At 52.9% G+C, this 22,472-nt stretch carries 23 protein-coding genes; 7 read left to right on the top strand and 16 right to left on the bottom strand.

What is annotated here, in order from left to right; genetic code table 11:
- Window positions 1-2: 2 nt before the first annotated feature.
- From WHS46_00920 to pxpB, 14 genes are all read right to left on the bottom strand, one after another.
- Entirely contained in the window at window positions 3-626 is a 624-nt protein-coding gene (locus tag WHS46_00920; protein MEJ5347237.1) for a 2-oxoacid:acceptor oxidoreductase family protein, read from the bottom strand.
- A 12-nt stretch (window positions 627-638) separates the two neighbouring features.
- Window positions 639-1,241, bottom strand: a complete 603-nt coding sequence (locus WHS46_00925) for an XRE family transcriptional regulator (GenBank protein ID MEJ5347238.1) — start codon at window positions 1,239-1,241, stop codon at window positions 639-641.
- Window positions 1,242-1,493: 252 nt separating this feature from the next.
- Entirely contained in the window at window positions 1,494-2,204 is a 711-nt protein-coding gene (locus WHS46_00930; GenBank protein ID MEJ5347239.1) for a succinate dehydrogenase iron-sulfur subunit, read from the bottom strand.
- Window positions 2,205-2,266: 62 nt separating this feature from the next.
- On the bottom strand, window positions 2,267-4,042 hold the full coding sequence (sdhA, locus tag WHS46_00935) for a succinate dehydrogenase flavoprotein subunit (GenBank protein ID MEJ5347240.1): 1,776 nt from the start codon (window positions 4,040-4,042) through the stop codon (window positions 2,267-2,269).
- 22 nt (window positions 4,043-4,064) lie between these two features.
- Window positions 4,065-4,430 carry a succinate dehydrogenase, hydrophobic membrane anchor protein gene (gene sdhD, locus WHS46_00940; protein ID MEJ5347241.1) on the bottom strand — a complete coding sequence of 122 codons (366 nt, stop codon included), beginning with the start codon at window positions 4,428-4,430 and terminating at the stop codon, window positions 4,065-4,067.
- Between the two features lie 165 nt (window positions 4,431-4,595).
- Window positions 4,596-4,982: a succinate dehydrogenase, cytochrome b556 subunit gene (gene sdhC, locus WHS46_00945; protein MEJ5347242.1), complete on the bottom strand. Its 387-nt coding sequence runs from the start codon at window positions 4,980-4,982 to the stop codon at window positions 4,596-4,598.
- Window positions 4,983-5,082: 100 nt separating this feature from the next.
- Complete coding sequence (locus WHS46_00950; protein MEJ5347243.1) at window positions 5,083-5,646, bottom strand: Fe-S-containing hydro-lyase; 564 nt, start codon at window positions 5,644-5,646, stop codon at window positions 5,083-5,085.
- A gap of 66 nt (window positions 5,647-5,712) precedes the next feature.
- Window positions 5,713-6,552, bottom strand: a complete 840-nt coding sequence (locus WHS46_00955) for a fumarate hydratase (GenBank protein MEJ5347244.1) — start codon at window positions 6,550-6,552, stop codon at window positions 5,713-5,715.
- 290 nt (window positions 6,553-6,842) lie between these two features.
- On the bottom strand, window positions 6,843-8,177 hold the full coding sequence (locus tag WHS46_00960; GenBank protein MEJ5347245.1) for a TRAP transporter large permease subunit: 1,335 nt from the start codon (window positions 8,175-8,177) through the stop codon (window positions 6,843-6,845).
- A gap of 44 nt (window positions 8,178-8,221) precedes the next feature.
- On the bottom strand, window positions 8,222-8,725 hold the full coding sequence (locus WHS46_00965) for a TRAP transporter small permease (protein ID MEJ5347246.1): 504 nt from the start codon (window positions 8,723-8,725) through the stop codon (window positions 8,222-8,224).
- Between the two features lie 152 nt (window positions 8,726-8,877).
- Entirely contained in the window at window positions 8,878-9,870 is a 993-nt protein-coding gene (locus tag WHS46_00970; GenBank protein MEJ5347247.1) for a TRAP transporter substrate-binding protein, read from the bottom strand.
- A 260-nt stretch (window positions 9,871-10,130) separates the two neighbouring features.
- On the bottom strand, window positions 10,131-10,898 hold the full coding sequence (locus WHS46_00975; protein ID MEJ5347248.1) for a 5-oxoprolinase subunit PxpA: 768 nt from the start codon (window positions 10,896-10,898) through the stop codon (window positions 10,131-10,133).
- Window positions 10,899-10,901: 3 nt separating this feature from the next.
- Entirely contained in the window at window positions 10,902-11,855 is a 954-nt protein-coding gene (locus WHS46_00980; GenBank protein ID MEJ5347249.1) for a biotin-dependent carboxyltransferase family protein, read from the bottom strand.
- Window positions 11,836-12,519, bottom strand: a complete 684-nt coding sequence (pxpB, locus tag WHS46_00985; GenBank protein MEJ5347250.1) for a 5-oxoprolinase subunit PxpB — start codon at window positions 12,517-12,519, stop codon at window positions 11,836-11,838. The genes WHS46_00980 and pxpB overlap by 20 nt, the downstream gene beginning before the upstream one ends.
- A 998-nt stretch (window positions 12,520-13,517) precedes the next feature.
- Here pxpB and WHS46_00990 point away from each other — a divergent pair.
- The 5 genes from WHS46_00990 (at window position 13,518) to WHS46_01010 (ending at window position 18,749) form a co-directional block, all read left to right on the top strand.
- Window positions 13,518-14,801: an OFA family MFS transporter gene (locus tag WHS46_00990; protein ID MEJ5347251.1), complete on the top strand. Its 1,284-nt coding sequence runs from the start codon at window positions 13,518-13,520 to the stop codon at window positions 14,799-14,801.
- Between the two features lie 172 nt (window positions 14,802-14,973).
- Window positions 14,974-15,627, top strand: a complete 654-nt coding sequence (locus WHS46_00995; GenBank protein ID MEJ5347252.1) for a hypothetical protein — start codon at window positions 14,974-14,976, stop codon at window positions 15,625-15,627.
- 201 nt (window positions 15,628-15,828) lie between these two features.
- The gene (locus WHS46_01000) at window positions 15,829-16,533 is read left to right on the top strand and encodes a DUF554 domain-containing protein (GenBank protein ID MEJ5347253.1); all 705 of its coding nucleotides are present in this window, start codon (window positions 15,829-15,831) and stop codon (window positions 16,531-16,533) included.
- Between the two features lie 52 nt (window positions 16,534-16,585).
- A complete protein-coding gene (thrC, locus tag WHS46_01005) occupies window positions 16,586-18,091 on the top strand; it encodes a threonine synthase (protein ID MEJ5347254.1) in 1,506 nt (501 codons plus the stop codon).
- A 28-nt stretch (window positions 18,092-18,119) separates the two neighbouring features.
- Window positions 18,120-18,749 carry a gamma carbonic anhydrase family protein gene (locus tag WHS46_01010; GenBank protein ID MEJ5347255.1) on the top strand — a complete coding sequence of 210 codons (630 nt, stop codon included), beginning with the start codon at window positions 18,120-18,122 and terminating at the stop codon, window positions 18,747-18,749.
- Here WHS46_01010 and WHS46_01015 read toward each other — a convergent pair.
- A complete protein-coding gene (locus tag WHS46_01015) occupies window positions 18,711-19,574 on the bottom strand; it encodes a hypothetical protein (GenBank protein ID MEJ5347256.1) in 864 nt (287 codons plus the stop codon). The genes WHS46_01010 and WHS46_01015 overlap by 39 nt on opposite strands.
- Window positions 19,575-19,581: 7 nt before the next feature.
- On the bottom strand, window positions 19,582-19,842 hold the full coding sequence (locus WHS46_01020) for a hypothetical protein (GenBank protein ID MEJ5347257.1): 261 nt from the start codon (window positions 19,840-19,842) through the stop codon (window positions 19,582-19,584).
- Window positions 19,843-20,017: 175 nt separating this feature from the next.
- On the opposite strand from WHS46_01020, the gene WHS46_01025 reads away from it, so the two are divergent.
- Together WHS46_01025 and WHS46_01030 are read left to right on the top strand one after the other, a co-directional pair.
- Entirely contained in the window at window positions 20,018-20,440 is a 423-nt protein-coding gene (locus tag WHS46_01025) for a hypothetical protein (GenBank protein ID MEJ5347258.1), read from the top strand.
- 517 nt (window positions 20,441-20,957) lie between these two features.
- A complete protein-coding gene (locus WHS46_01030) occupies window positions 20,958-22,223 on the top strand; it encodes an OFA family MFS transporter (GenBank protein MEJ5347259.1) in 1,266 nt (421 codons plus the stop codon).
- Window positions 22,224-22,472 lie beyond the last annotated feature (249 nt).

Consider the following 22,472-nt stretch of genomic DNA (forward strand, 5'->3'; position numbering starts at 1 on the left):
CGTCATGAAACGGCGGAGGAAGAAGTGCCAACGGATTCGGAAAAGCCTTTTCGACTCGGGCTGGATTCCGCAAAGATCACAGCGTCAAAGGCTTCGCGGGCTGCAGCCATATTGTTTTCAGGTTTTATGGGAATTTCTTCTTGAATGGCATGAAGAACTGCTTCTAAGGGCGGCATGCCCAGAACCCGAGCAAAAGCTCCCATCATGGCGGTATTGACGATAGGATGGGTACGAGTGCCCAAAGAATGTTTAAGGGCGATACGGGTGGCATCCACTGTAGCGACTGAAAAAGCCGCAAAGGAAGCCGGCATTTTCATTCCATCCGGCGCGTTGATGAGCATCCATCCGCCCGGCTTTAACCCTCGTGTCACATCCACAGCCGTGATTAAAGACGGGTCCAAAACCACCACATGATCCGGTGTGTAAACGTTGGTTCGAATGAAAATCTTGCTTGTGCTCAAGCGCAGGTAGGCTTCTACGGGCGCGCCACGCCTTTCCACACCGAATAAGGGAAAACTCTGTACGAAATAACCGGCTTGAAAGAAGGCCTTGGCCATCAGTATGGAAGCCACCACCGTTCCTTGTCCACCACGCCCATGAAATCGCACCTCGATCATTGCCGCCATCCTTGTTCACCTTTATGGGCGACTCCACACCACGACCACGGCCTTGGCCGTGCCTTCACCCACGCAGCGGAAACTATGACTGACTTCGGAATCGAAATAGAGACTGTCTCCCGGCTCCAAAATCTCCACTCGATCCGGTGTGCGAAATTCCAGAAGTCCTTCCATAAGGTAAACGAATTCTTCACCCTCATGGCTTACAAAGACCATGTCCTCAGTGGGCATCGTTGGAAATTCCACCAGAAAAGGTTCCATGTGTTTGTCGGGTTTACGGTTTTCAAGGGTTTCGTAAACGTAGGTCACTTCCCCGGACATGTGATGCGGACGTTTTTCCAAACGTTTTCGATCGGCCTTTCGAGTCAAAGAGATCTTGATACCGCTGGGCTGGTCTTCAAAGAAGTAAGCCAGTCCCACCTGAAAAGTCTTGGCGAGCTTGAGCAGTGTGGCCACGGGAGGGACAAGATCGCCGCTTTCCATGTGGCTAAGCATTTCCGGGTCAAGGCCTGTACGTGCCGCAAGATCCTGAATAGTCAGCCGGAATTTATCTCGTAGCTCCCTGAGTTTGTATCCCAACTTGAGATCCTTCAGTTCGTGGCTTTCATCTTCCCTCGTTGGCATAAACGGCCCTCCTTCCACGGCGTTGCCGCACGGCGTAGACCACAAACAGCACGCAAAAAATGCGGTTGAAAGATGTGACACTCAAAAGATCCTTCTTGTGTTCCATATGTAACCGACAGAACAGGGAACTTCAACGCCGCTTCACGGTCTGGGATACTTTATGACAAGGGGAAGGTGATCCAGGCAATTCAAAGGGATAAGGATGAGAAACTGGGCGGAGCGGCCGCAGCCGCTCCGCTGTTTGGGGCATGGCTAGAATTTTCGGTGAATGATGGCTTTTTTCAGCTGGGCGATGGCTTCCGTGGGATTCAACTGTTTAGGACAGGCTTCGACGCAGTTCAAAATGGTATGGCAACGCCAGGCGCCGTCACGGTCGTTGATAATTTCCAAACGTTCGTCCGCTCCTTCATCCCGCGAATCGGCGATAAAACGCCAAGCCTTCAGCAGAGCTGCGGGGCCCAAGTAATTGGGATCCGCCCAAAAACTGGGACACGATGTGCTGCAGCAAGCGCACAAGATGCATTCGTAAAGGCCGTCGAGTTTCTTGCGATCTTCAGGACTTTGCAGTCGTTCCCGGTCCGAAGGTGGTGGAGTTTTGGTGATCAGGTAGGGCTTCACCAGATAGTACTTGGCGTAAAAATCGGTAAAGTCGACGACCAAATCTTTGATCACCGGCATGGACGGCAAGGGTTGCACCACGATGGGTTCCTTAAGGTCCTCGATGTGAGTGATGCAAGCCAACATGTTCACGCCGTTAATGTTCAGTCCGTCAGAACCACACACGCCTTCTCGACACGACCGACGATACGCCAAGGTACCGTCCTGTTCCCAACGGATCTGGTTGAGGCCGTCCAGAACCATCATGCCGGCGCGACGTAGTTCAACGCGATAGTCTTTGTAATAGGGTCGGCTGTCTTTTCCCGGATCATATCGAAAGATGGAGAATGTCACCGTCTTTGCCATCTCATGCACCTCTTCTTTCTCCAAACTTCAAAACGCCCATGGATTCCTCCAGGTGCAACCTCCTAATAAACGCGTTCCTTGGGTTCAAAGGTCGGCACTGTAAGGGGTTTCATGCGCACCGGCTTGTAGTCCAAATGGATGGTTCCATCCTCGTCCATCGTGGCCAAAGTGTGTTTATGCCATTTGGCATCATCCCGGTTTGGGTAATCGTCACGGTAATGAGCCCCACGACTTTCTTGGCGTGCCAGAGCCCCTTCCACGATGGCTTTGGAAAAATCCAACATATGGCCCAGCTCCAGTGTTTCAATGAGGTCTAAATTATAAGTCAGACCTTTGTCGGCGATGCCTACCTTTTTGAAACGTTCGCATAGTTTTTTGAGGATTTCCCGTTGGGTTGTCAGTGTTTCCTCGGTGCGGAATACGCCGCAGTTGAGCTCCATGGTTTCTTTGAGTTCGTTCCAGATGAGGCCCATGCGTTCCGGACCGTTTCCATTAAGAAGGTTCTTGACTTCCGCAATGCCTTTCGAGCCTGCATTTTCCGGAAGGGGCACATGTTCGGGGAGCGATTCGGCAAATTCTGCCATGCGCTTTCCTCCCACCTTTCCAAAAACCATGATGTCCAGAAGGGAGTTGGATCCCAGGCGATTGGCTCCATGCACTGAAGCGCATGCGGCTTCTCCCGCGGCGTAAAAGCCCTTGACCGGTTCTTCAGGCTTTTCCATGTTGCCCACGACCACTTCGGCTAAGCGGTTTGTGGGAATACCTCCCATGGAATAATGGGCGGTCGGTGTGACGGGAATAGGCTCTTTGGTACAGTCCACATGGGCAAACACCCAGGCCAATTCCCAAATGCCGGGAAGCCGTTCATGAATGATGTCCGCTCCGATGTGATCCAGCTTGAGCAAGATATAGTCGCCTTTGGGACCACAGCCTCGCCCCTGACGCATCTCTTCGGCCATGGCTCGTGAAACGACGTCCCGAGAGGCCAGATCCCACACTGTGGGAGCGTAACGCTTCATGAAGCGTTCCCCGTCCTTGTTGAGCAAATAGCCGCCTTCGCCACGTACCCCTTCCGTAATGAGGTTTCCAACGCCGTAAATGCCTGTAGGATGAAATTGAACGAATTCTAAATCTTCAACCGGCAACCCGGCCCGCAACGTCAAGGACAGGCCGTCACCTGTGTTGATGTGGGCGTTGGAATTTGTCTTGTAGACGCGAATGTAACCTCCCGTGGCGAACAAAGTGGCTTTGGCATGAAAGATGTGAAAGCCTCCGTTGGCGATATCCCATGCCAGAACACCCACCACATGCCCTTCGTTCATGAGCAGTTCCAAAGCAAAAAACTCGTTATAGAAAATAACTTGGTTTTTCACGCATTGTTCATAAAGCGTGTGAAGCATGGCGTGACCGGTACGATCCGCAGCAGCGCATGTCCGGCAGATGGCTTCCTTGCCGAAATGCTTGGTGTGACCTCCGAAACGGCGCTGAAAAATCTTGCCGTCCTGCAAGCGGCTAAAAGGCATGCCCATGTGTTCCAGTTCGATGACCACTTCCGGGGCCATACGACACATGAGCTCGATTGCGTCTTGATCACCCAAATAATCACTTCCCTTGATCGTATCAAACATGTGCCAGACCCAATCGTCAGGCTCTACGTTGCTCAAGGAAGCCGCCACACCCCCTTGAGCTGCCACCGTGTGGGATCGCGTGGGGAACACCTGGCTGATTACCGCCGTATTCACAGATTTCGAAGCCTCCAAAGCCGCTCGAAGACCCGCTCCCCCGGCACCCACGATCAAAGCGTCATGTTTATGGACTGTGACTGGTATATCTCCCATGGTAACCTTTGCTCCTTTGTCGCTAGGCCTGCACTTTGAGAGTGAGGATGGTGAGGACGCCCAGCCCGAAAAATCCAATGGCCACAACCCACAAAGCCCCCACAAGCACCGCTCGAATTCCCGACGCATGCACGTAATCGTCGATGATCATCTTAAACCCGTTCATGGCGTGGTATACGGCGAAGACCAAAAAGGCGATATCCAGAGCCTTCCATGCCGGAGACACCATTCGCGCCATGACTTTTTGGTACGTGACGGGCCCTTCTGTGGCGTAATGCAACACCCAGAAATGCAAAAACAGGGTGATAAGCAGGGCGACACCGGAAACGCGCTGAAAAAACCAGTCAAACGCTCCTGACCGACCAGATCCGAAATATTTTCCCAACATCTTCAACCCTCCCTAAGCGTAAATGGTGAAGTCGTCAATCGTGCATTTTTTGGGTCGTAAATAGTCTGTGTCGAGAACGAGCAAATCCGTGTATCGAGCTCGTTCGCTGGTGGGCTTGCTAGCCATTCCCACCCTAAAGATTTCACCATTCACGATTTCACGACTTTAAAGTCCGAAAGCCAGCCGTAGCATGGGCACGGCACCTACTGCGACCAAAACGGCGGAAACTCCCAAGACAGCGTAGACGGCTTTACGCATGAGACCTCGATTGGCCAGATTGCCATAGTCGATAAAAACCACACGCAGGCCGTTCAATCCATGATAGACCACCGTCGCCAGCAACCCGATTTCAAGAAGGTGAAAGAAAGGCGACTGAACGATGGCCATGACCTCGTTGAAAGCTTCTTCCCCCTGAGCCAGGTGGTGGATCACCCAGATATGAAGGAAAAGGTAGAGACCCAAAAGGATACCTGTGGCACGGTGAAGAATCCAGGCTAAGTAGCCTGGATGCAACTTGTAGCGGACCTTGGGTTGATAAACGACTTTCTTCATGTGAACCCTCCTCATGTCATCGGAAAACTGCCCATCTCGTGGTCTTCAAGGCGAACGGTCTCGATCCGTTCGTCAACAACCAGGTCACCGATCGATTCCGTCAGGCCGTCTGTGCATAAAGGCGAACGCCTTCTTCGTAGAGGTCGCCGCCATGAACGTCATTGGCCACAATGACCGGAAAGTTTTTTACCTCCAATTTGCGCACAGCTTCGGGACCGAGTTCAGGATAGGCGATGACTTCCGCTGAGACGATGCTTCGAGCCATCAGAGCTCCAGCACCGCCGATGGCGGCGAAATAAACGGCTTTATACCGTTGCATCGCTTCCTTAACAGCATGGTTGCGAGCCCCTTTACCAATCATACCTCGCAGGCCGTAACGAATGAGAAGCGGAGCATAGGCGTCCATGCGGTAACTTGTGGTCGGTCCGGCAGCTCCGACCGGTCGACCGGGCGCGGCCGGAGACGGTCCTACATAGTAGATCACCTGTCCTTTCAAATCAAAAGGCAACGGTTCTTCACGTTCCAAAAGCTCCACAAGGCGTTTGTGGGCCGCATCTCGAGCGGTGTAGACGACACCGTTGAGCAGCACACGGTCTCCAATTTTCAAGGACGTGACGTCGTTTTCGCTCAGTGGGGTTTGCAAAACGATGGCATTAGGCATCATGGAGCATCTCCTCGGTGCGCCTTTTCAACACGCATGGGTTGCGGCGCAGAAGACCTCAAAGGTGGCCTACAAAGAAGCTTCCTTATGACGAGCGGCATGGCATTGAATGTTTACCGCCACGGGAAGACTGGCAATATGACATGGCATCATCGAAATGTGGACCGCAAGAGATGTGATGCGTCCTCCCAGTCCCTGTGGGCCGATGCCCAGGCGGTTAATAGCTTCAAGCCAGTCCTTTTCCAAAGCCTGAAGTTCCGGGTCGGGATTGAGGCTTCCCAAGGGACGAAGCAAGGCCTTTTTAGCCAGCAAGGCGGCCTGTTCAAGGGTTCCACCGATGCCTACTCCCACTATGGTCGGCGGGCATGGATTGGGACCCGATTCTTTTACCCGCTGCACCACAAAGTCCTTGACCCCTTGAACGCCCACGGCAGGCGTGAGCATCGTCACGCGACTCATGTTTTCACTGCCTCCTCCTTTGGGAGCGAGGGTGAGGCGAAAATGGTCACCGGGTTGGAGATTAACATGAATGATAGCAGGGGTGTTGTCTCCGGTGTTTTGGCGCGTGAACGGATGACAGATACTTTTTCGAAGATACCCGTCCCGGTACCCTTGACGCACACCTTCCTCAACGGCCTCACGCAAAGCCCCTCCTACGATGTGGACCTCTTGGCCAAGTTCCACGAAGACCACCGCAAATCCCGTGTCCTGGCACATGGGGATTTTTTCTTCACGGGCGATTTGAGCGTTTTCGATCAACCGTTTGAGGATGTCTCGACCAGTAGGGGATTCTTCCTTTTCCAAAGCAGCCTCAAAAGCCCTTACCACATCTTCGCCTAACTCTGTATTGGCGCGAATGGCTAGATCCCGTACGGTGTGTACAATATCATCCACGTGAATGGAACGCATGGATTCTCCTTTGTGGTTTAACGTGTTTCAAAAACTGGAAATCTTGACAAAAGATTCCGAAAACAACTCGGCGGGGAAACGCTAAGTCAGGGCGCCATGGAAAGCCGCCCTCAAGGATGGGTCGGCGCAACTTGTCCATGAAAGAAGGTCTCCCAGAAAACACGCAGTTTCGCACGCACATGACCGTCACCGATGGGAACTCTCGCGGGAGATCCTGGACCGTCATGTGCGCTTGTAATCCAAAGGGAGTTAGGGTGTCAATTGTTTCTCGGCGTCAAAATGAACGGAATTCAACCGATCATTTTTTGGGGAAGAAACAAGGCTATTTGAGGGAAAAGCGTGACAAGAACGACCATGAAAATCATGATCATAAAGAAGGGAAAAGTTGCCTTGAGGATGAAACCCACATCCCTATGGCTCATGGATTGCAGGACAAAAATGCTAAAACCGACAGGTGGTGTCACCTGGGAAAGTTCCACCATGAAGACCAAAAAAATGCCGAACCATAAGGGGGAAAATCCCGCCTGCACCACCATGGGCAGCACGATGGGTAAGGTCATGACCACCAGGGAAATGCCGTCTAAAAGCATACCGAGAAAGAGGTACATGAGGCCCAGGATGAAAATCAGCATGTAGGGAGAAAGGTGGAGCTGCTCAATGAAACGACTGACCGCCGTAGTGATGCCTAAAAACCCGACCACCTGACTCAAAAAGGCAGCCCCCATGATGATGAAAGTAATCATGGTGGATGTGCGGACGGCACTCCGTAGGGCATCTTTAAAGACATTCCAATTCATGGTGCGGAAAAGCACGCCTAACACAAAGGCCCCCAGGACCCCCAAGGCGGCGGCTTCCGTCGGTGTGGTATAGCCCAGATAGATGCCTCCCAGAACCACGGCAATGAGCCCAAGAACGGGAGCCAAATCCCACAAGGACCGAAAACGCTGTCCCCAGGTAAAAGTTTCTTCCTGGGGCGGGACAATGCTTGGATTTACGATGGCGCAAAGAGCGATATAAAGAGAGTAGCAACCGGCCAGCAACAATCCCGGAAGAAGGCCTCCAATGAACAGTTGACCGATGGAAGTGTCGGAAAGAATGCCATAAATAATCATGATAAGGCTTGGGGGAATCAAGAATCCCAAGGTTCCCGCGCCAGCCAAAGACCCTAGTGCGAGAGACTCGCTGTAGCCGCGTTTTGAGAGTTCGTCCAGGGTGATCTTGCCCACGGTGGCCGTGGTGGCGGCGCTGGATCCAGAGACGGCGGCAAACAAAGAGCAAGCGAAAACATTAACATGCAGGAGTTTGCCGGGAATACGATTTAACCAAGGCACAAGGCCGTTGAACAGCTTGTCTGATACGGCTGTTCTGTGCAGCAGTTCCCCCATGAAAACAAACAGGGGTAGGGCCGTGAGAGACCAAGAATTGACAGTGTTCCATAGGGAATTGGCAAGAAGGTTTCCGATCTTGGTCCATACGGAAAAACCAGGGGGAAGATGCAAATCGGCGAAAAGCATTCCGGCAATGGCAGCGGCCATAAGAGAGAATCCGATCCACAGGCCCGACAGCAGAAACAAAAACATGATGCAAAAGACGGTGATGGAAAGAAGAAGCGGATCTGCAATCATGAGCTGGCTTCTCCGAACATTCGTTTCATTTGGGACAAGAAAACTTAAGAAGGGGATCGCGACGCTTTGCAACGTAAAACAGCCACCACTCCGTGTGCCAACAGAGGCACCAGGAAAAGAATCAGACCTATGGGTATGGCCGCTTGGGGAATCCACATGGGCGTTTGCGAAGGTGTCTCCGAAACCATCTCTAAGCTGTAAGCTTCACGAACCAGCAAGATGGAATACCACAGAGCAAATCCTGTCAAAGCCAAAGCCGCCACCGCAGCCCAAAGGTCCAGTAAAGATTGGGAACGTCCCCTGAGTCGTGACAAAATCACTTTAACGCGAATGTGTCCGTCCGTTCCCAGGGTGTATCCCAGCCCAAAGAAAACCAGCACCACGTACAGATAAGCGCTGTACTCGTCGGCGATCATTGTAGAGGTGTTCAAAAAGGATCGAAGAAACACTTCCAGAAGGATGAGAAGAACAATCAAGATCATAGCCACGGAGGAGATGGAGACCGCAATTTCTGATAGTTTTTTGACAATGGGGGTAATCTTTTCCATGCCTTATCATTCTGATTGCAAGAAGCTCAAGGTTACCGATGTGTTCCTCAAGGAGCAGTTGAAAAACCGCTCCTTGAGAGAAGAATGACGGAAGGCCAAACCAAGCCGGTTACCGGCCGGCCCATGAAGCCTCGGTTGCCAGAGCTTGTCCTTTACTTCTTTTTACGATGACGAAAGCTTTCCAAGGCGGAAGCCACATCTGCCCCTGCATCTGCCAAGAAACCCGTGATAATGGTGTCAGCGGCCTGATCCAATTCGGCTGCCAAAGCGGTGTCTGTCTCGCTGATGACCATGCCGTTTTCTGCAATGGCCTTCAAAGACTCTTCGTTGTCGGCCGCTGATTTTTTCCACTGCAACTCCTGAACTTCAAGAGCCGCCTTTTCCATGGCCGCTTTTTGGTTGGGGTTCAGAGCTTTCCAATAATCCAAGTTGATGACGACCATGTTGAGCGGGTAGGCGTAATCAATTTTCTTGAAGTATTTCAGGACTTCCCAGAGTTTGGCGTCTCGTCCCGAAACCGCAGACGTGAGCACGGAATCGATCATGCCTGTCCTTAAAGCCGCATAGACTTCACCCCAGGGAAGGGAAACCGGGCTTCCACCCAGGTTGGCCAGAAAATCGGCCCCGTTCTTATCGTAGGTTCTTGTCTTAAGCCCTTTGATGTCGGTGGCCGTCTTGATTTCCTTGGTGGTGAAAAGGCCGCTGGGGGGCCACGGTGCCACGTAGAGGATCTTTTGGTTCCACTTGGCCGCCGCTTTATCGTAAAGGTCCTTGCAACTCTCATAGAGCTGGAAGGCTTCCTCATAGGAAGTCACCATGCGGGGAAGAGAGCTAATGCCAAAAGCTTTTTCACTACCTTGGACCACTCCCATAAGAATGTCCGACATGGGCACCGTGCCGTCCTTTACCGTTTTGAGCAATTCGGGTCCCTTGAAGCCCAAGGCGCCTCCCGGATGCACCGCAATGTCCAGGGTGCCTCCGCTGTATTCCTTGACGCGCTTGGCGAATTCCTCAGCTCCTTGAGAATGAAAATTACCGGCCGGGTAGATGGCGTTCAGATTCATCTTCACCACATCGGCGGCCGATGCCGAGCTGCACACAACGAGAATCAGGGCGAGAAAAGGGATCCAGACTTTTCGAACCATTCTTTTTCCTCCTTCTTGCGTTTTATAGTGTTTCTTGCAACCCAGTGTGCCAAGAACCCCGATCAGGACAGTCCCTTTTTGAGAATGTCACGATGCCTGGTCAGATCTTCTTTCGAGTCCACACGGACGCACCCGAACCTGGATAGGGCGTAAAACATGATAAAACAACTTCTGTTTTGCACATGTCGGAAGGTGAGGGCAAGCAAAAGTTTCCAGCACGAATGCTCAAAACCTATCGTCCGCAAAAACTGTTGGTTGCCTCAGCTTAAAACGCGATGCATTGGAACCACTTCGATACCGGAACTTTCCAAAGCCTCTCGTATGATTGCCGCCAACTGCCATGCGCCTGGTGTATCTCCATGGACGCATAAGGTGTCCGCCTCCATGGGAATATCCTGACCGTTAATGGATTGAATTTTCTTTTCGCGAACCAAGCGTAACACGCGGTCTCGCACCGTCGTAGGGTCATGAAGGACGGCCCCGGGCATGAAACGGGGAGTCAAGGCGCCATTTTCTAGATAGGCCCGATCAGGAAAAAATTCTCGAGCCACCATGATTCCTTCCTCGCTAGCCATGTGAGCTAAAACGCCGTTCGGCAGAGTGACAAGGATTAATCCTCGATCAAAAGACCTCACGGCGTCACAGACCTCTTTTGCCAGCCGTTCGTCAAAAGCGGCCATGTTGTAAAGAGCTCCGTGAAGCTTAACATGCTGCAGATTGGCGCCGTGGGCACGAGCCACGCCGGAGAGGGCTCCCAGTTGGTAAAGTAAATAATGTTTCACTTCTCCGGGAAAAGTCTGCAGGGCACGGCGCCCGAAGCCCATGAGATCCGGAAATCCTGGATGTGCTCCCACCGCCACCCCATGGTCTAAAGCAAGCCGGACGGTGGCGCTCATGACCATAGGATCCCCTGCGTGGTAGCCACAAGCAATGTTGGCTGACGTGATAGAACGAATAATAGCCGCATCGTCTCCTATAGTATATGAGCCAAAACCTTCCCCCATGTCACAATTGATGTCTATTCTCATAGTTCACGACTCCCTTTGCCCTAAGCAGCGCTCTAAAAAGCGCCGAAAAACATAAGCGTTTTTCAGGTAGAGTTCTCGAGCTTCCCAAATACTGATGCTTTGAAATCGAATGGATCGACCCGGCGCGGTTTGCACCAAGAGCGGTAGGTCTCCGGAAAACACTGTGGCGATCTTGGCGTACCCTCCTGTGGTAGGCCGATCCGCCAAAAGCACGAAAGGCAAGCCCTCTCCAGGAACTTGAATGGCTCCATGGGCTAGCCCTTCTGAAATGATGTCGGCCGTATGCCGATGTTGGAGTCGAGGCCCTTCCAGCATCATGCCCATGCGGTCGCTGCGTGGTGTCACCTGGTATGAAGCTGAAAAGAAAAGATCGATTGATGGAGGAAGAAAGGCGTCTTCCTGAGGTCCAAGAACAACACGGATTGTGGGATGTTCTTGGTAGGGTGGGCGCAAGAATTCGGGAATGCGGAGTACAGGTGGATATTGAGGGGAATTCGTAGCCAAAACATCCCCTTGACGCAAAGCTCTCCCCTCCAGCCCTCCGAATCGTCCCCGAAGATAAGTGGATCGACTTCCCAAAACCAAAGGCACGTCAATACCCCCGGCAAGACACACATAGTGCCATATGCCACAGCCTTTGGATTCAACCCGAAGCACATCTCCGGCTTCAGCCAAATGCGAGGTCCAGGAAGGTACTGGATGCTCGTTGAGAAAAACTTGAGGGTTAAAGCCTGTGACGGCAAAGAAAGTGCGGGTAAAAAACCGCGCTTGAAAGCCGCCTACGGAAATTTCCAGAGCTGCCGCATCAGGGATGTTGCCCACCAGCACATTGCCAAGCTTTAAGGCCGCACGGTCCATGGCCCCGGAGACAGGGACCCCTTTGTCCTGGTATCCGTAACGCCCTTGGTCCTGTACGGTGGTCAACAGCCCCGGTTCTTCAACGTGTAAGGTTTTCATACTGGTCCCTAGAGATGGCATAAAAACGTACCTTCATTCCCGCCTCCACCAAAAAGGGCGGTTCTCGATGTGCATCGAAAAGCCGAAGCGGCGTTCGGCCGATAATCTGCCACCCACCTGGGCTCTCGATGGGATAAATGCCCGTTTGTTGCTCAGCAATACCCACACTGCCCGCGGGGACTTTGGAACGCGGCGTTTTTTTACGGGGTGTGGCAAGGCCGGCATCCAATCCGCCCAGATACGGAAACCCTGGAGTGAACCCGATCATGTACACGTGATACATGGGGGCTGTGTGTCGTCGAACGACTTCGTCCTCAGTCAGACCATGGAAAGCGGCCAGTTCGGCCAAATCCGGCCCAAATTCTGCTCCGTAACAGACGGGGATGTCCACACAGGTTTCAACATCTTGATCACTCTCTTGAAGTTCCTGCAGGAATTTCTGGATGGTCGTCATGAGGCGTTCGAGGGAGCAGAGTTCCGGATCGTATTGCACGAAAAGGGATCGGTAGGTGGGATTGAGGGACAGGATGCCGGCCGGCGGGCTTTGTTTGAAGGTACGGCATAACGCGTGCACCTTCCGGTTCACTTCAAGGTCAATGCCATCACCAAGTTCCACCGAAAGGGCCGTCTCTCCACAAAGGCGAAATCGAGGAAAAACGTTCATAAGGCTCCCCTCTTGCCATAACCCAAATTCGTTCCATGCTCGTCCCATAGGAGCCGGTCCGAGAACGAATTTTTCCCTGGGAAGTCGGCCGTACCGCCTTCACAAATGGCGTGCCGGAGGCCCGCGCTTCCAGGAAAACCAAGGTTTTGAGACGTGGGGGCACGGCGCGCCGTGTCCCCACGTCATGACCTAGAATGGCTCATTTTCAATGGTCGGACAAGCTCCTAGGGCCCTAAGCCGGCAGGTTATCCTGATCCTAGGATCGAAGACCTGCCGCGCTGCGCATCGCGCTTATCTGGCATAACCCACAATGGATATCCAGAGGAAAAGAGAGCGCTCTCAATGAACGAGCGAACCTTTCTTTTTTTGGCTTGACTTGGCATCAGCTCTTTGGGATAAACTGCGATCGATAAGTCCTGCGCCCTTCACGCATTTCCTATGAACACGGTGTTTCTTTCTCTTTCCTATTCGTGCGGTGACCCTCTATGTCAAGACTGCCTGTCTTCTCGGCACGGGCGAGGTCGGTTGTTTGCAGCAGGGCGAAATTGTCTCGGTTTAGAGAAAGGAGGTGGGATGATTTAAGGTGTGTGAACCCGCTCGAAAGAAGTGGGCCAGCGGCGGGTTCAAGAAGAGAGGAGTCTTTTTCTTTGCTGTTTTCACAATCATTTTACTTCGTTCTGTGACAATTGGCGTGCAAAGTGGATACACTCCTTAACGCACGACGATGCGGCTGCGGCAGCGCCGATTTCAGCGGTGGAAATTCCTTTACGGAAAACGTTCGCACCCTGTTCCAGTGAATCAGCGTGTCGTGATGCCTTCCAATGTCCCTTCCCCTGTCATTTTCTCAGGACTCTCTAGGTTAGATTCTCTTGCCGGACACAAGCTTTGTGTTGAGAGCCGGTTTCTTCGATGATGCCTTCATTGAAGAAAACAGGCCAGGATGGCCGAAATGGCCATAGAGTCGAAGTCCCTAAATAGGAAGGGAAGGAGGGAGAAAAATGGCGGATAAAGTTCCAGGAAGAGCGTGGGTGGTCACGTTTGCAGGAACCGCCATTAACCTGTGTTTGGGTATCCTTTATGCCTGGAGTGTTTGGGCGAAGGAACTTATCAACGAGAAGATGGTCGGACAGCCGATGACCGGCCTCAACGAGGGCTGGTCTTATCTCAACAACGCTCAGGCATCCGTGCCGTTTTCCTTGTGCGTTATTATCTTTGCGCTTTTAATGATCCCCGGGGGGCGCATTCAGGATAAGTTCGGCCCAAAGGTTGGAGCCACCACAGGAGGTTTGTTCCTTGCGGCAGGATGCCTTTTGTCCGGGTATCTGAAATCTTACACAGGCCTCATTATTGGTTTCGGCGTCTTGGGCGGTATCGGCATGGGCATTGGTTATGCCGCTCCGACCCCGGCAGCTCTTAAATGGTTCGGTCCGCATAAGCGTGGCCTCATTGCAGGCTTGGTGGTAGGCGGCTACGGCGGCGCAGCCCTGTACGTATCTCCTTTGGCGGCCTACCTGATCAAATCGGGCGGTCTAACCTACAGCTTTTACTTTCTGGGCATTATGTTTGCGGCGGTTACCATCATTGCCGGTCAGCTTCTGGCCTGGCCCCCTCCCGGCTATGTGCCTCCGGCGCCTCCTGTGAAAGCCGGCCCGACCCCTAGCATCACGAAAGTGGATTGGGTGGCAAGCGACATGGTGAAGACGTGGCAGTTCTATGCGCTGGTTTTCATGTTCATCGGCACGACTCAATCGGGTCTTCTCATCATCGCCAATGCAGCGAAGATCCTTGCAGAAGCAGCCAAAGAAAGTCCGTTTTTTGCTGCTAACGCCTGGATTCTGGCTTCCTACGGTGGCCTTGTGAACGCCTTGGGACGTGTGGGAACAGGTCTGTATTCGGATAAAATTGGACGAGCCAATGCTTACACCGTCAACTGTCTTGTGTCCGCCTTGTGCCTTTTTGCGCTGCCCGCCATCGTCGCTTCGAAGAACCTGTTCTTCTTGTTCCTCGCTGTGGGAATCGCTTACTGGCAGTATGGCGGCGGGCTAGCTTTGATGCCGTCCTTTACGGCGGACTTTTATGGTCCCAAGAACCTGGGCTTCAACTACGGTTTGGTGTTCATCGGGTGGGGTCTCGGGTTCTTTATGGCTCGGCTGGGCGGGACCATCAAAGACATTACCGGAAGCCTCAATTGGGCTTTCTATCTCTCCGGTCTTGTTTTGGTCATCGCCGTCATTGTGTGCCGGCTCACGAAACGTCCTATGGCCGTCGGTGAAACACACTAATGTGAACCAGGGAACCTCGTGGAAACGGTCGCACGGGGTCCCTGAGAAAAGTTTTTAAGAAGGGAAAATGTGCATGGAAGGCCGCGGGTGCTGGGCGCTCTGGCCTTAGGGAAGGCAGGAAGCAGACTTCCTGCCTTCCTGTTTCTGAGGTATTGAGGAGGTATGATGGCCCATGGAAGTGCGTCCGCTTTTTCCCATTCCCTTTTTTCTCCATCCTGACCTTGTGGCTTTGGATGATGCCATCGCTTTCAGTGTCGCTGTTTTAGTGGCCGTATTGGTCAACGCAGAAGGGCAGGCGGTTGCGGCAACCCTTCTTGGAGACAAACGCCCCGGGGCCAAGGATCGTCTTCATTTCAACGCCTTTTTGCATTTGGACCTTTTGGGCACCCTGTCTTTTTTGGCTACAGGCATGGGCTGGGCCAAAACTGTGTCCGTGGACACAAGCAAATTCAAATATCCTGATCTTTATCTTGTGATGACTCGAGCGGCCGGCCCCTTTGCCAATTTTCTTATGGCGAACATCGCCGGCAGTTTGGCCTGGCTTCTCAAAAGCATTTCCTTGGATCCCCGAGTGTTTCTCATGGTCGTGGCAGTCAATTTGACCGTGACGGTGTACCATCTCGTGCCGCTTCTGCCCATGGCGGCCGGTACCTTGGTTTCCGTCACTCTCATCCCAAAGGCTTCACGCCTGCAACAATCTTACCAGCAGCTGGGGCCTTACATTCTTTTGTTCGTCCTTGTTATGGATCGGCTACTCCACGGGGAAGTTGTGGGAAAGTTTCTGGCTCCTTTCGTCCGCGACCTTTTCACCCTTTTGACAACGTGATCCCCCTGTTCAATAAAGCGTCTCATGAAGGCCGGTCGGAGATTGCCTCTTGCCTCCTGAAAACGATACCGGTATGGTCCAGCGCCGTGCCCTATGCCTTCAAGACGAACGCCTTGGGACGAAAGCTTTTCTTTGCCAGGAAAGTCGTCTGCGCGTAAAAAGGGCGCTGCCTGAGCAACAGAGACAAGAAGGAACGGGTTCATGCTGGGGACGACGCTCAATGTGACCACGGTGATTGCCGGCGGCCTGATTGGCAGCATGCTTGGAGCTCGCTTACCGGAAAAAACACGGCATACCGTCATGAACGGGCTTGGCCTGGTCACCGTGGTTGTGGGAATTCAGATGGCTTTGCAGACGCAGAACATTTTGATTGTTCTAGGAGGTGTCTTGCTGGGCGGTCTCTTGGGGGAAGGGCTTCGTCTTCAAAACGGCTTGGAAAAGCTCGGGGGATTCCTGCAGAATATTTTCAAGTCCAAGTCTTCATCATCCTTGAGTGAAGGTTTTGTCACGGCAAGCCTGGTCTTTTGTGTGGGCCCTATGGCTATTCTCGGATCCATTCAGGATGGCCTCGGCGGCGATTTCAGGCTTTTGGCTGTCAAATCCATGCTGGATGGGTTCGCAGCCATGGCTTTTTCAGCCACTCTAGGCTGGGGTGTCATCTTGTCGGCTGGCAGCGTGTTTACTTTTCAAGGCTCCATAACCCTCATGGCCTCGGTTTTGGATCGTCTGCTGTCTACGAACATGATCACGGAGATGTCTGCGACCGGTGGGTTGCTCATCATGGCCATCGGATTGAAGCTCCTGGGCATCAAGGATGTTCGAGTGGCCAATTTTCTTCCGGCATTGGCCGTGGCGCCGGCTATTGTTTCCCTCATACCCTGGATCAAGTCGTGGTGGCCGATTTGATGTGCTAAAGGCAGCCGAAGAACACGGTCTTGCAGGACAAGGAGCAGGAGGCATGAAGATTTTGGATTTTCCCGATACCATTCGAGATCTTATTGTTCCAAAGGTCTCCGGAACCTACGTGTACCGATGCCTGGCATGTCAGGCGACATTTGACGTAGGTCGGCTGCTTTACACCTGTCCGGAGTGCCGAAGTGTCTTGATGATTGAAGACGAGGATTGGGATCGCCTTAAACAAACCCCCGGACCTCAGTGGCGGCGCATCTTTGATTATCGGGCCATGCTCAATGAGCCGTCCCTAAAAGGCATCTACCGATTCCATGAGCTTTTGGGCTCCATTTTACCCCTTGAGGCGGTGATTTACTTGGGTGAAGGACACACGCCTGTGGTTCAGGCCAACGGACGCATGCGGGACTGGGCTGGCCGACCTTTCTTTTTCAAAAATGACGGGCAAAATCCCAGCGCTTCCTTCAAGGACCGCGGTATGGCCAGTGCCTTCAGTTATTTGCAGTATCTTATGAAAACCCGAGGGATGCGAAACGTCTTGGCCGTGTGCGCTTCCACCGGGGACACTTCCGCAGCCGCCGCGCTGTACGCTTCCTATTTCGTGGAAGGCGTACGTTCCGCGGTGCTTTTGCCTCACGGTAAGGTCACTCCCCAGCAACTGGGTCAGCCCTTGGGGAGCGGCGCCCGTGTCATCGAAATCCCAGGCGTTTTTGATGACTGCATGAAGATCGTCGAATACCTTTCGGAACGTTACCCGGTGGCTTTGATGAATTCCAAAAATGCTTGGCGCATTTTAGGGCAGGAATCCTACAGTTACGAGATCGCTCAGGCGTTTGACTACGACGTGGAACGTCTCGTGGTCGTGGTTCCCATCGGTAATGCGGGAAACATTACGGCGGTCATGGCTGGTTTCCTGAAACTATACGATCTGGGCATTATTCCAGCCCTTCCGAGGATTCTTGGAGTCCAGTCTGAACATGCCAACCCTGTGTATCTGTACTACGAGCAGGCGGACCCTCAAAAGCGCGTTTTTAGGCCTGTAACGGTTAAGCCGAGCGTGGCTCAGGCGGCCATGATCGGTAATCCCGTGTCCATGCCTCGAGTCATTCGGCTGGTGGAGCAATTCCGGAATGTTGCCGGTGGAGATGCGGTCCAGGTCGTTCAGGTGAGCGAACAAGAAATCATGGATGCCATGCTTTTGGCGAATCGAAACGGTCATATCGCCTGTACGCAGGGTGGAGAATGCCTGGCGGGATTTCACCGAGCCGTGGAACAAGGGCGTGTGCCGAAAGGTTTTGTGGGGGTGTTGGATGCAACGGCTCATGCTTTGAAGTTTGCAGGATTCCAGGAAAAATATTTCGAAGACCGCTTCGAACCGGAATTTCACGTGGTGCCCAAAGAATCCTTACGGAATCGGCCGGTTCTTGTGACCCCAGGGCCGGGCGTGCCGTGTCCCGAGCCGGGCAAGTCCATGAGTCCCAAAGATTTTCAGTCCTTTGTGGCCTCGACGGCTCAGGCCGTAGCGGCTCTTCTTGGCTTAAGCCAAGATACCTAGCCGGAGACAAGGAAGGAGGGAAGGGACAATGTCGAGCGCCGGGAAAGAAACCTGTCACGCCGCTCCGAACCTTGGAGTATCCGGATTGGTGAAATCTCGTGCTGAAGGTATCCTTTCCTATAAGGGAATTTTTCCCACGTTGGGACAGGACGTCTTTATCGCTCCAGGAGCGTGGGTGATCGGGGATGTGCATGTTGGGGATCGGACCAGTATCTGGTTCAACACGGTCGTGCGTGGAGATGTGAATTTCATTCGCATCGGGTGTGACACCAACATTCAAGACAACGTCACCTTGCATGTGACGGGAAAAAAGTTTCCCTTGTTCATTGGGGATCGCGTGACAGTAGGACATCAGGCCGTGGTCCATGGCTGTGTTGTGGAAGACGAGTGTCTTATCGGCATGGGCGCTATCGTTTTAGATGGGGCTCGCATCGGCAAAGGATCCATCGTGGCGGCTGGTGCCGTAGTCAGCCCGGGGACAGAGGTGCCGCCGGGAAGCGTGGTCATGGGAATTCCCGCCGAGGTCAAAAAAACACTCACGGAAGAAGAAAAGGAGAGAATTCGGGAAACGGCCGCCCATTATGTGAAATTGGCTCGGCGTTACATGGAGGACGAGGGGTTATCCAAGGAACGGCCGATCAAGGGTTTTTTGGGATAAAGCTTCCTCGAGAGCTTTCGCCGCTTGATTCAGGTCGTCTTCGATCAAGAGTTCCGCATGCCTAAGTTGTTCTACGGATCGAAATTCGGACCCAAGAGCCAAAAAAATGCGGTGATAGGACGACGGCTTGACACCCCAGAGCTCATAAGGGATGTGTATCTCCTCGTAGTGATCCCCTATAAAAAGATACTTTCCGAACCAGTCGAAACCATCTCTGCGATAGGGCCAATGGAGCTTCCATCGCCAAAGCTTCCCTATGGCTGCTTGCACTGGCCGAGAAGCCAGCCAAGAAGGTTGAACCGCCTGACCCAGTCGGTCCGAAAGAGCCTGATAGATTCCTTTGACCAGGTCGATATCTGTGATCACAAGCCCATAAAGGTACCAGTCTTGGGTGGTTTTCACCACAAAGGCCTGTTCCTCCAGAGTCAGGTACCGGTAGCTTGGGCAGAAATGGCCATCGCAGAGTTCCGCGCCGTAGAAAGAACACTGCCGAAGATCCTTGCCGTTGTGGAGCAACGGATGAAGAAGGCATCCGACGCGCCGAGAAGCCGCATCCAAAAAGCCCACGAATTCACAGTTGAAAATGGTCTCAAACCTCTTGACGCTTCCATTGTTCCGGCTTCGCCAGTTTCGGCTGTGGAAGTGCAGCGCCTTTGGTGATAACTCGGGCATCTCGTGCTTTATGAAAGAGCTGTTACGCTGCAGCCTGCGGCTCACGGCTTGACGCGTGTTGTCCTTGAAATTGTAAATGCCGCAGCAGGCGGCACAGGATTTTTGAGGGTCGGGCTGGCACAAATGGATAGGAAAGCTGCAGGCCGACTTCATGAAACCGTCAAGACCCTCGAAGCCACTGATGGGAAGGCTGAATCCAAAAGCGTCCGGATGATTGGCCCTTGGATTCGATGCGAATGACCTTTCGATGTTCCAATTCCTCGGCGGCTTTCCACAAAGCCTCTTCCGAAGCGGTCCACTGGTGGCGAACGAGCTCGAAACCGGGCTCTCGGCCCTCATCCTCCAGGGCGCAAATCAAAATGTAGAGAGATACAGCATGCACACTCACTCCTAGATCAAACACAGCACGATCCATCAACATGATCATCTTTCCTTTGCATGGCCTAGAAGAGCAAAACCGGGTCTAGTGCGACCCAAAACTAACAGCCATCTTCAAAGGCGTCAATGCGGCTTTCAATGAAAGTGCTCGTTGCCTCACAGTTCCTGGGCATGATAGGAAGATCTTCGAATATGTTCCTTCAGGAAAGGATGAGACCATGGAAAAGCAGTCTCGCATGAATCTTGAAGGCTGGAAGGCTTATCTGGAACAGTGCTGGGATGCCGTGCCCAAGGTGTTTCGATCGGAAAAATCCCTTCGCCGCACCCTGCAGTGTGCGCTTTATGCCAAGCTGTCTGCAGACGGTCTTCTGGTGGTCGCGGATTACTTGCCTCCTCGAGCGGACCGCCCGGTGGATCTCATCGTTTTGAATGGAACGCCACCGGTTGTTGCTTGTGCTGTCTGTTTCGACGATGTGGTGACCCTTTATGCCGTCAAAAGCCTCAGTTCCTTTGAAGCCGGGGAGAAGGTCATATTCACCACGGGGCCGATCAAGAAAAAAGTGGAAGAAAGCCGCTTTTTCCTAAAACCAGGCATTCAGCACGTGCATCTGGAATGGGGCAATCCGGATTCAAAGAGGTAACCGACGAGCCTGAAGCACGTCAGAGTTTTGTGCATTTGTTAACAATCTAAAAATAAAGACTTTTTTCTTGACCTGGTCCGTTGGAACGTGAAGAATGAAGAGAGATTGTGAGGTGGGTTTTTATTTCAGGAAAGGAGGGTAGCGAGTCATTTTAAAGAAAAGGGGGTGGAGGAAAAGGTTTTTGATGGTTTTTTCTTTTTCTCGCGCGTGTGCCACGTGGCTCTTTTTGTCGTTCCTGTGGCGCCGAAATTCCTTTCCGGTCTCGTAACGAGCGCCTGTTCCTTACGTGATGATTGCCGAATGAAATCTTTCCAAGGGCGGCATCCCTCGACAATGGTCTTCTCTCTTTAGACCTGTTTCAGATCGCGTTTTATGCATTTCTCGTGATTTTTTCTTTTTTTTCGTGATGTCTGTTTCCCAGTGTTCAAGAAGGGTTGGGGTGCGGCCGTTTTCAAAACGGCAGCAGCCTTGGTGGGGTGGTAGGCGAATTGGATTCTACGGACGAGATGGAGGATCCATGATGACAGCGCCGCAAGCAACCGTGGATAAGGTTCCGGGCAAAGCCTGGCAGGTGGTGGTGGCCGGGATTGTGGTCAATTTATGCCTCGGCTGTCTGTATGCTTGGAGTGTCTGGGTGAAGTACCTCACCGATAAGAATTTGATGGAAGCTCAAGGTTGGGTGCCTCTCACGGCTGAACAGGCTTCCAACCCGGCTTCTTTGTGTATTCTGATCTTTGCCTTGCTCATGATTCCTGGAGGACGCATTCAGGATCGCTACGGTCCTACGATCGCGGCTTCAATCGGCGGTATCGCCATCGGTTTAGGGCTTCTTTTGGCTGGGATCATGAAAAGTTACACGGGGATTCTTTTAGGATTCGGGGTCGGCGGCGGTATTGGTATGGGTGTGGGTTATGCGGCGCCGACTCCGGCGGCTCTCAAGTGGTTCGGTCCTCATAAGAGAGGTCTCATTGCGGGCTTGGTGGTGAGTGGTTACGGTTTGGCCGCCTTTTATGTCGCTCCCTTGGCCAACTGGTTGATCACCACTTACAGCATGAGCGCTTCCTTTTATGTGCTCGGTATCGCGTATTTGGTGGTGATCTTGGTCGCGGCCCAATTTCTGGCATGGCCCCAACCCGGTTATGTGCCGCCTCAACCCACAGCGGCAGCCATGGCCGCCAAGGCGTCCACCCAAACGCGGGCGGATTGGACCGCAGGTGAAATGCTCAAAACCTGGCAGTTCTATGCTCTGGCCATCATGTTCTGTATCAACACACAAGCCGGTCTCTTGCTCATCGGCCATGTGAACAAGATGATTGCGGGAATCATGAAAGCCGGCTATCTGTTGGTTTCATGGGGAGCCGTTTTTAACTCCGTGGGCCGTATCGGCACGGGTATCATTTCAGACAAGATTGGACGCACAAACGGCCTCATTGTGAACTACATCGCGGCGGCTGTGATCATGTTTCTGCTGCCCTACCTGTTCGGGCTTAAAAACATTCCTCTCTTGTTCCTCGCCTGCGCTGTGGGGTTCTGGTGCTACGGTGGCGGGTTGTCTCTCTTCCCGTCTTTTACAGCGGATTTTTACGGTCCCAAGAACTTGGGGTTCAATTACGGCTTGGTATTCATCGGCTGGGGTTTGGGTGCCTTTATGCCCAAATTGGCCGGTCGCATCTACGACAAGTATCAATCCTATGATTATGCTTTTTACATTGCCGGGGTTTTGCTCATCGCAGGCATCATCTTGGCTCTTGTGACCAAGCGGCCGAGATACGCTTCGGAATAGGACGGTGAGGTGCCCGGAGGCCGACCATGGCCTAGGGAAAAGGAGCAGGTTGAACACCTGCTCCTTTTTGTTTGTGCGCCCGGCAGGGCGCACTCACTTGGAGGTGAAAGTCCTCTACTCGCCCCGCAAGGGGAAGAGTTAGCCGAACGGCAAGGGTGTTCTGGGCGACTGGAAATCTGGAGGAAGCCGAAGGCAAAGCGCTGGCCTGACGAACAGGAAGCGGATACGAGGCGGCACGGCGGGGTGAGG

It is taken from the genome of Desulfosoma sp., assembly GCA_037481875.1.
Classification (GTDB): domain Bacteria; phylum Desulfobacterota; class Syntrophobacteria; order Syntrophobacterales; family DSM-9756; genus Desulfosoma.

What these genes read in the sequence shown, in the direction of transcription:
- WHS46_00920 (MEJ5347237.1), bottom strand. Translation starts at nt 626, where the DNA reads ATGGCGGCAATGATCGAGGTGCGATTTCATGGGCGTGGTGGACAAGGA.
- WHS46_00925 (MEJ5347238.1), bottom strand. Translation starts at nt 1,241, where the DNA reads ATGCCAACGAGGGAAGATGAAAGCCACGAACTGAAGGATCTCAAGTTG.
- WHS46_00930 (MEJ5347239.1), bottom strand. Translation starts at nt 2,204, where the DNA reads ATGGCAAAGACGGTGACATTCTCCATCTTTCGATATGATCCGGGAAAA.
- sdhA (MEJ5347240.1), bottom strand. Translation starts at nt 4,042, where the DNA reads ATGGGAGATATACCAGTCACAGTCCATAAACATGACGCTTTGATCGTG.
- sdhD (MEJ5347241.1), bottom strand. Translation starts at nt 4,430, where the DNA reads ATGTTGGGAAAATATTTCGGATCTGGTCGGTCAGGAGCGTTTGACTGG.
- sdhC (MEJ5347242.1), bottom strand. Translation starts at nt 4,982, where the DNA reads ATGAAGAAAGTCGTTTATCAACCCAAGGTCCGCTACAAGTTGCATCCA.
- WHS46_00950 (MEJ5347243.1), bottom strand. Translation starts at nt 5,646, where the DNA reads ATGATGCCTAATGCCATCGTTTTGCAAACCCCACTGAGCGAAAACGAC.
- WHS46_00955 (MEJ5347244.1), bottom strand. Translation starts at nt 6,552, where the DNA reads ATGCGTTCCATTCACGTGGATGATATTGTACACACCGTACGGGATCTA.
- WHS46_00960 (MEJ5347245.1), bottom strand. Translation starts at nt 8,177, where the DNA reads ATGATTGCAGATCCGCTTCTTCTTTCCATCACCGTCTTTTGCATCATG.
- WHS46_00965 (MEJ5347246.1), bottom strand. Translation starts at nt 8,725, where the DNA reads ATGGAAAAGATTACCCCCATTGTCAAAAAACTATCAGAAATTGCGGTC.
- WHS46_00970 (MEJ5347247.1), bottom strand. Translation starts at nt 9,870, where the DNA reads ATGGTTCGAAAAGTCTGGATCCCTTTTCTCGCCCTGATTCTCGTTGTG.
- WHS46_00975 (MEJ5347248.1), bottom strand. Translation starts at nt 10,898, where the DNA reads ATGAGAATAGACATCAATTGTGACATGGGGGAAGGTTTTGGCTCATAT.
- WHS46_00980 (MEJ5347249.1), bottom strand. Translation starts at nt 11,855, where the DNA reads ATGAAAACCTTACACGTTGAAGAACCGGGGCTGTTGACCACCGTACAG.
- pxpB (MEJ5347250.1), bottom strand. Translation starts at nt 12,519, where the DNA reads ATGAACGTTTTTCCTCGATTTCGCCTTTGTGGAGAGACGGCCCTTTCG.
- WHS46_00990 (MEJ5347251.1), top strand. Translation starts at nt 13,518, where the DNA reads ATGGCGGATAAAGTTCCAGGAAGAGCGTGGGTGGTCACGTTTGCAGGA.
- WHS46_00995 (MEJ5347252.1), top strand. Translation starts at nt 14,974, where the DNA reads ATGGAAGTGCGTCCGCTTTTTCCCATTCCCTTTTTTCTCCATCCTGAC.
- WHS46_01000 (MEJ5347253.1), top strand. Translation starts at nt 15,829, where the DNA reads ATGCTGGGGACGACGCTCAATGTGACCACGGTGATTGCCGGCGGCCTG.
- thrC (MEJ5347254.1), top strand. Translation starts at nt 16,586, where the DNA reads ATGAAGATTTTGGATTTTCCCGATACCATTCGAGATCTTATTGTTCCA.
- WHS46_01010 (MEJ5347255.1), top strand. Translation starts at nt 18,120, where the DNA reads ATGTCGAGCGCCGGGAAAGAAACCTGTCACGCCGCTCCGAACCTTGGA.
- WHS46_01015 (MEJ5347256.1), bottom strand. Translation starts at nt 19,574, where the DNA reads ATGAAGTCGGCCTGCAGCTTTCCTATCCATTTGTGCCAGCCCGACCCT.
- WHS46_01020 (MEJ5347257.1), bottom strand. Translation starts at nt 19,842, where the DNA reads ATGTTGATGGATCGTGCTGTGTTTGATCTAGGAGTGAGTGTGCATGCT.
- WHS46_01025 (MEJ5347258.1), top strand. Translation starts at nt 20,018, where the DNA reads ATGGAAAAGCAGTCTCGCATGAATCTTGAAGGCTGGAAGGCTTATCTG.
- WHS46_01030 (MEJ5347259.1), top strand. Translation starts at nt 20,958, where the DNA reads ATGATGACAGCGCCGCAAGCAACCGTGGATAAGGTTCCGGGCAAAGCC.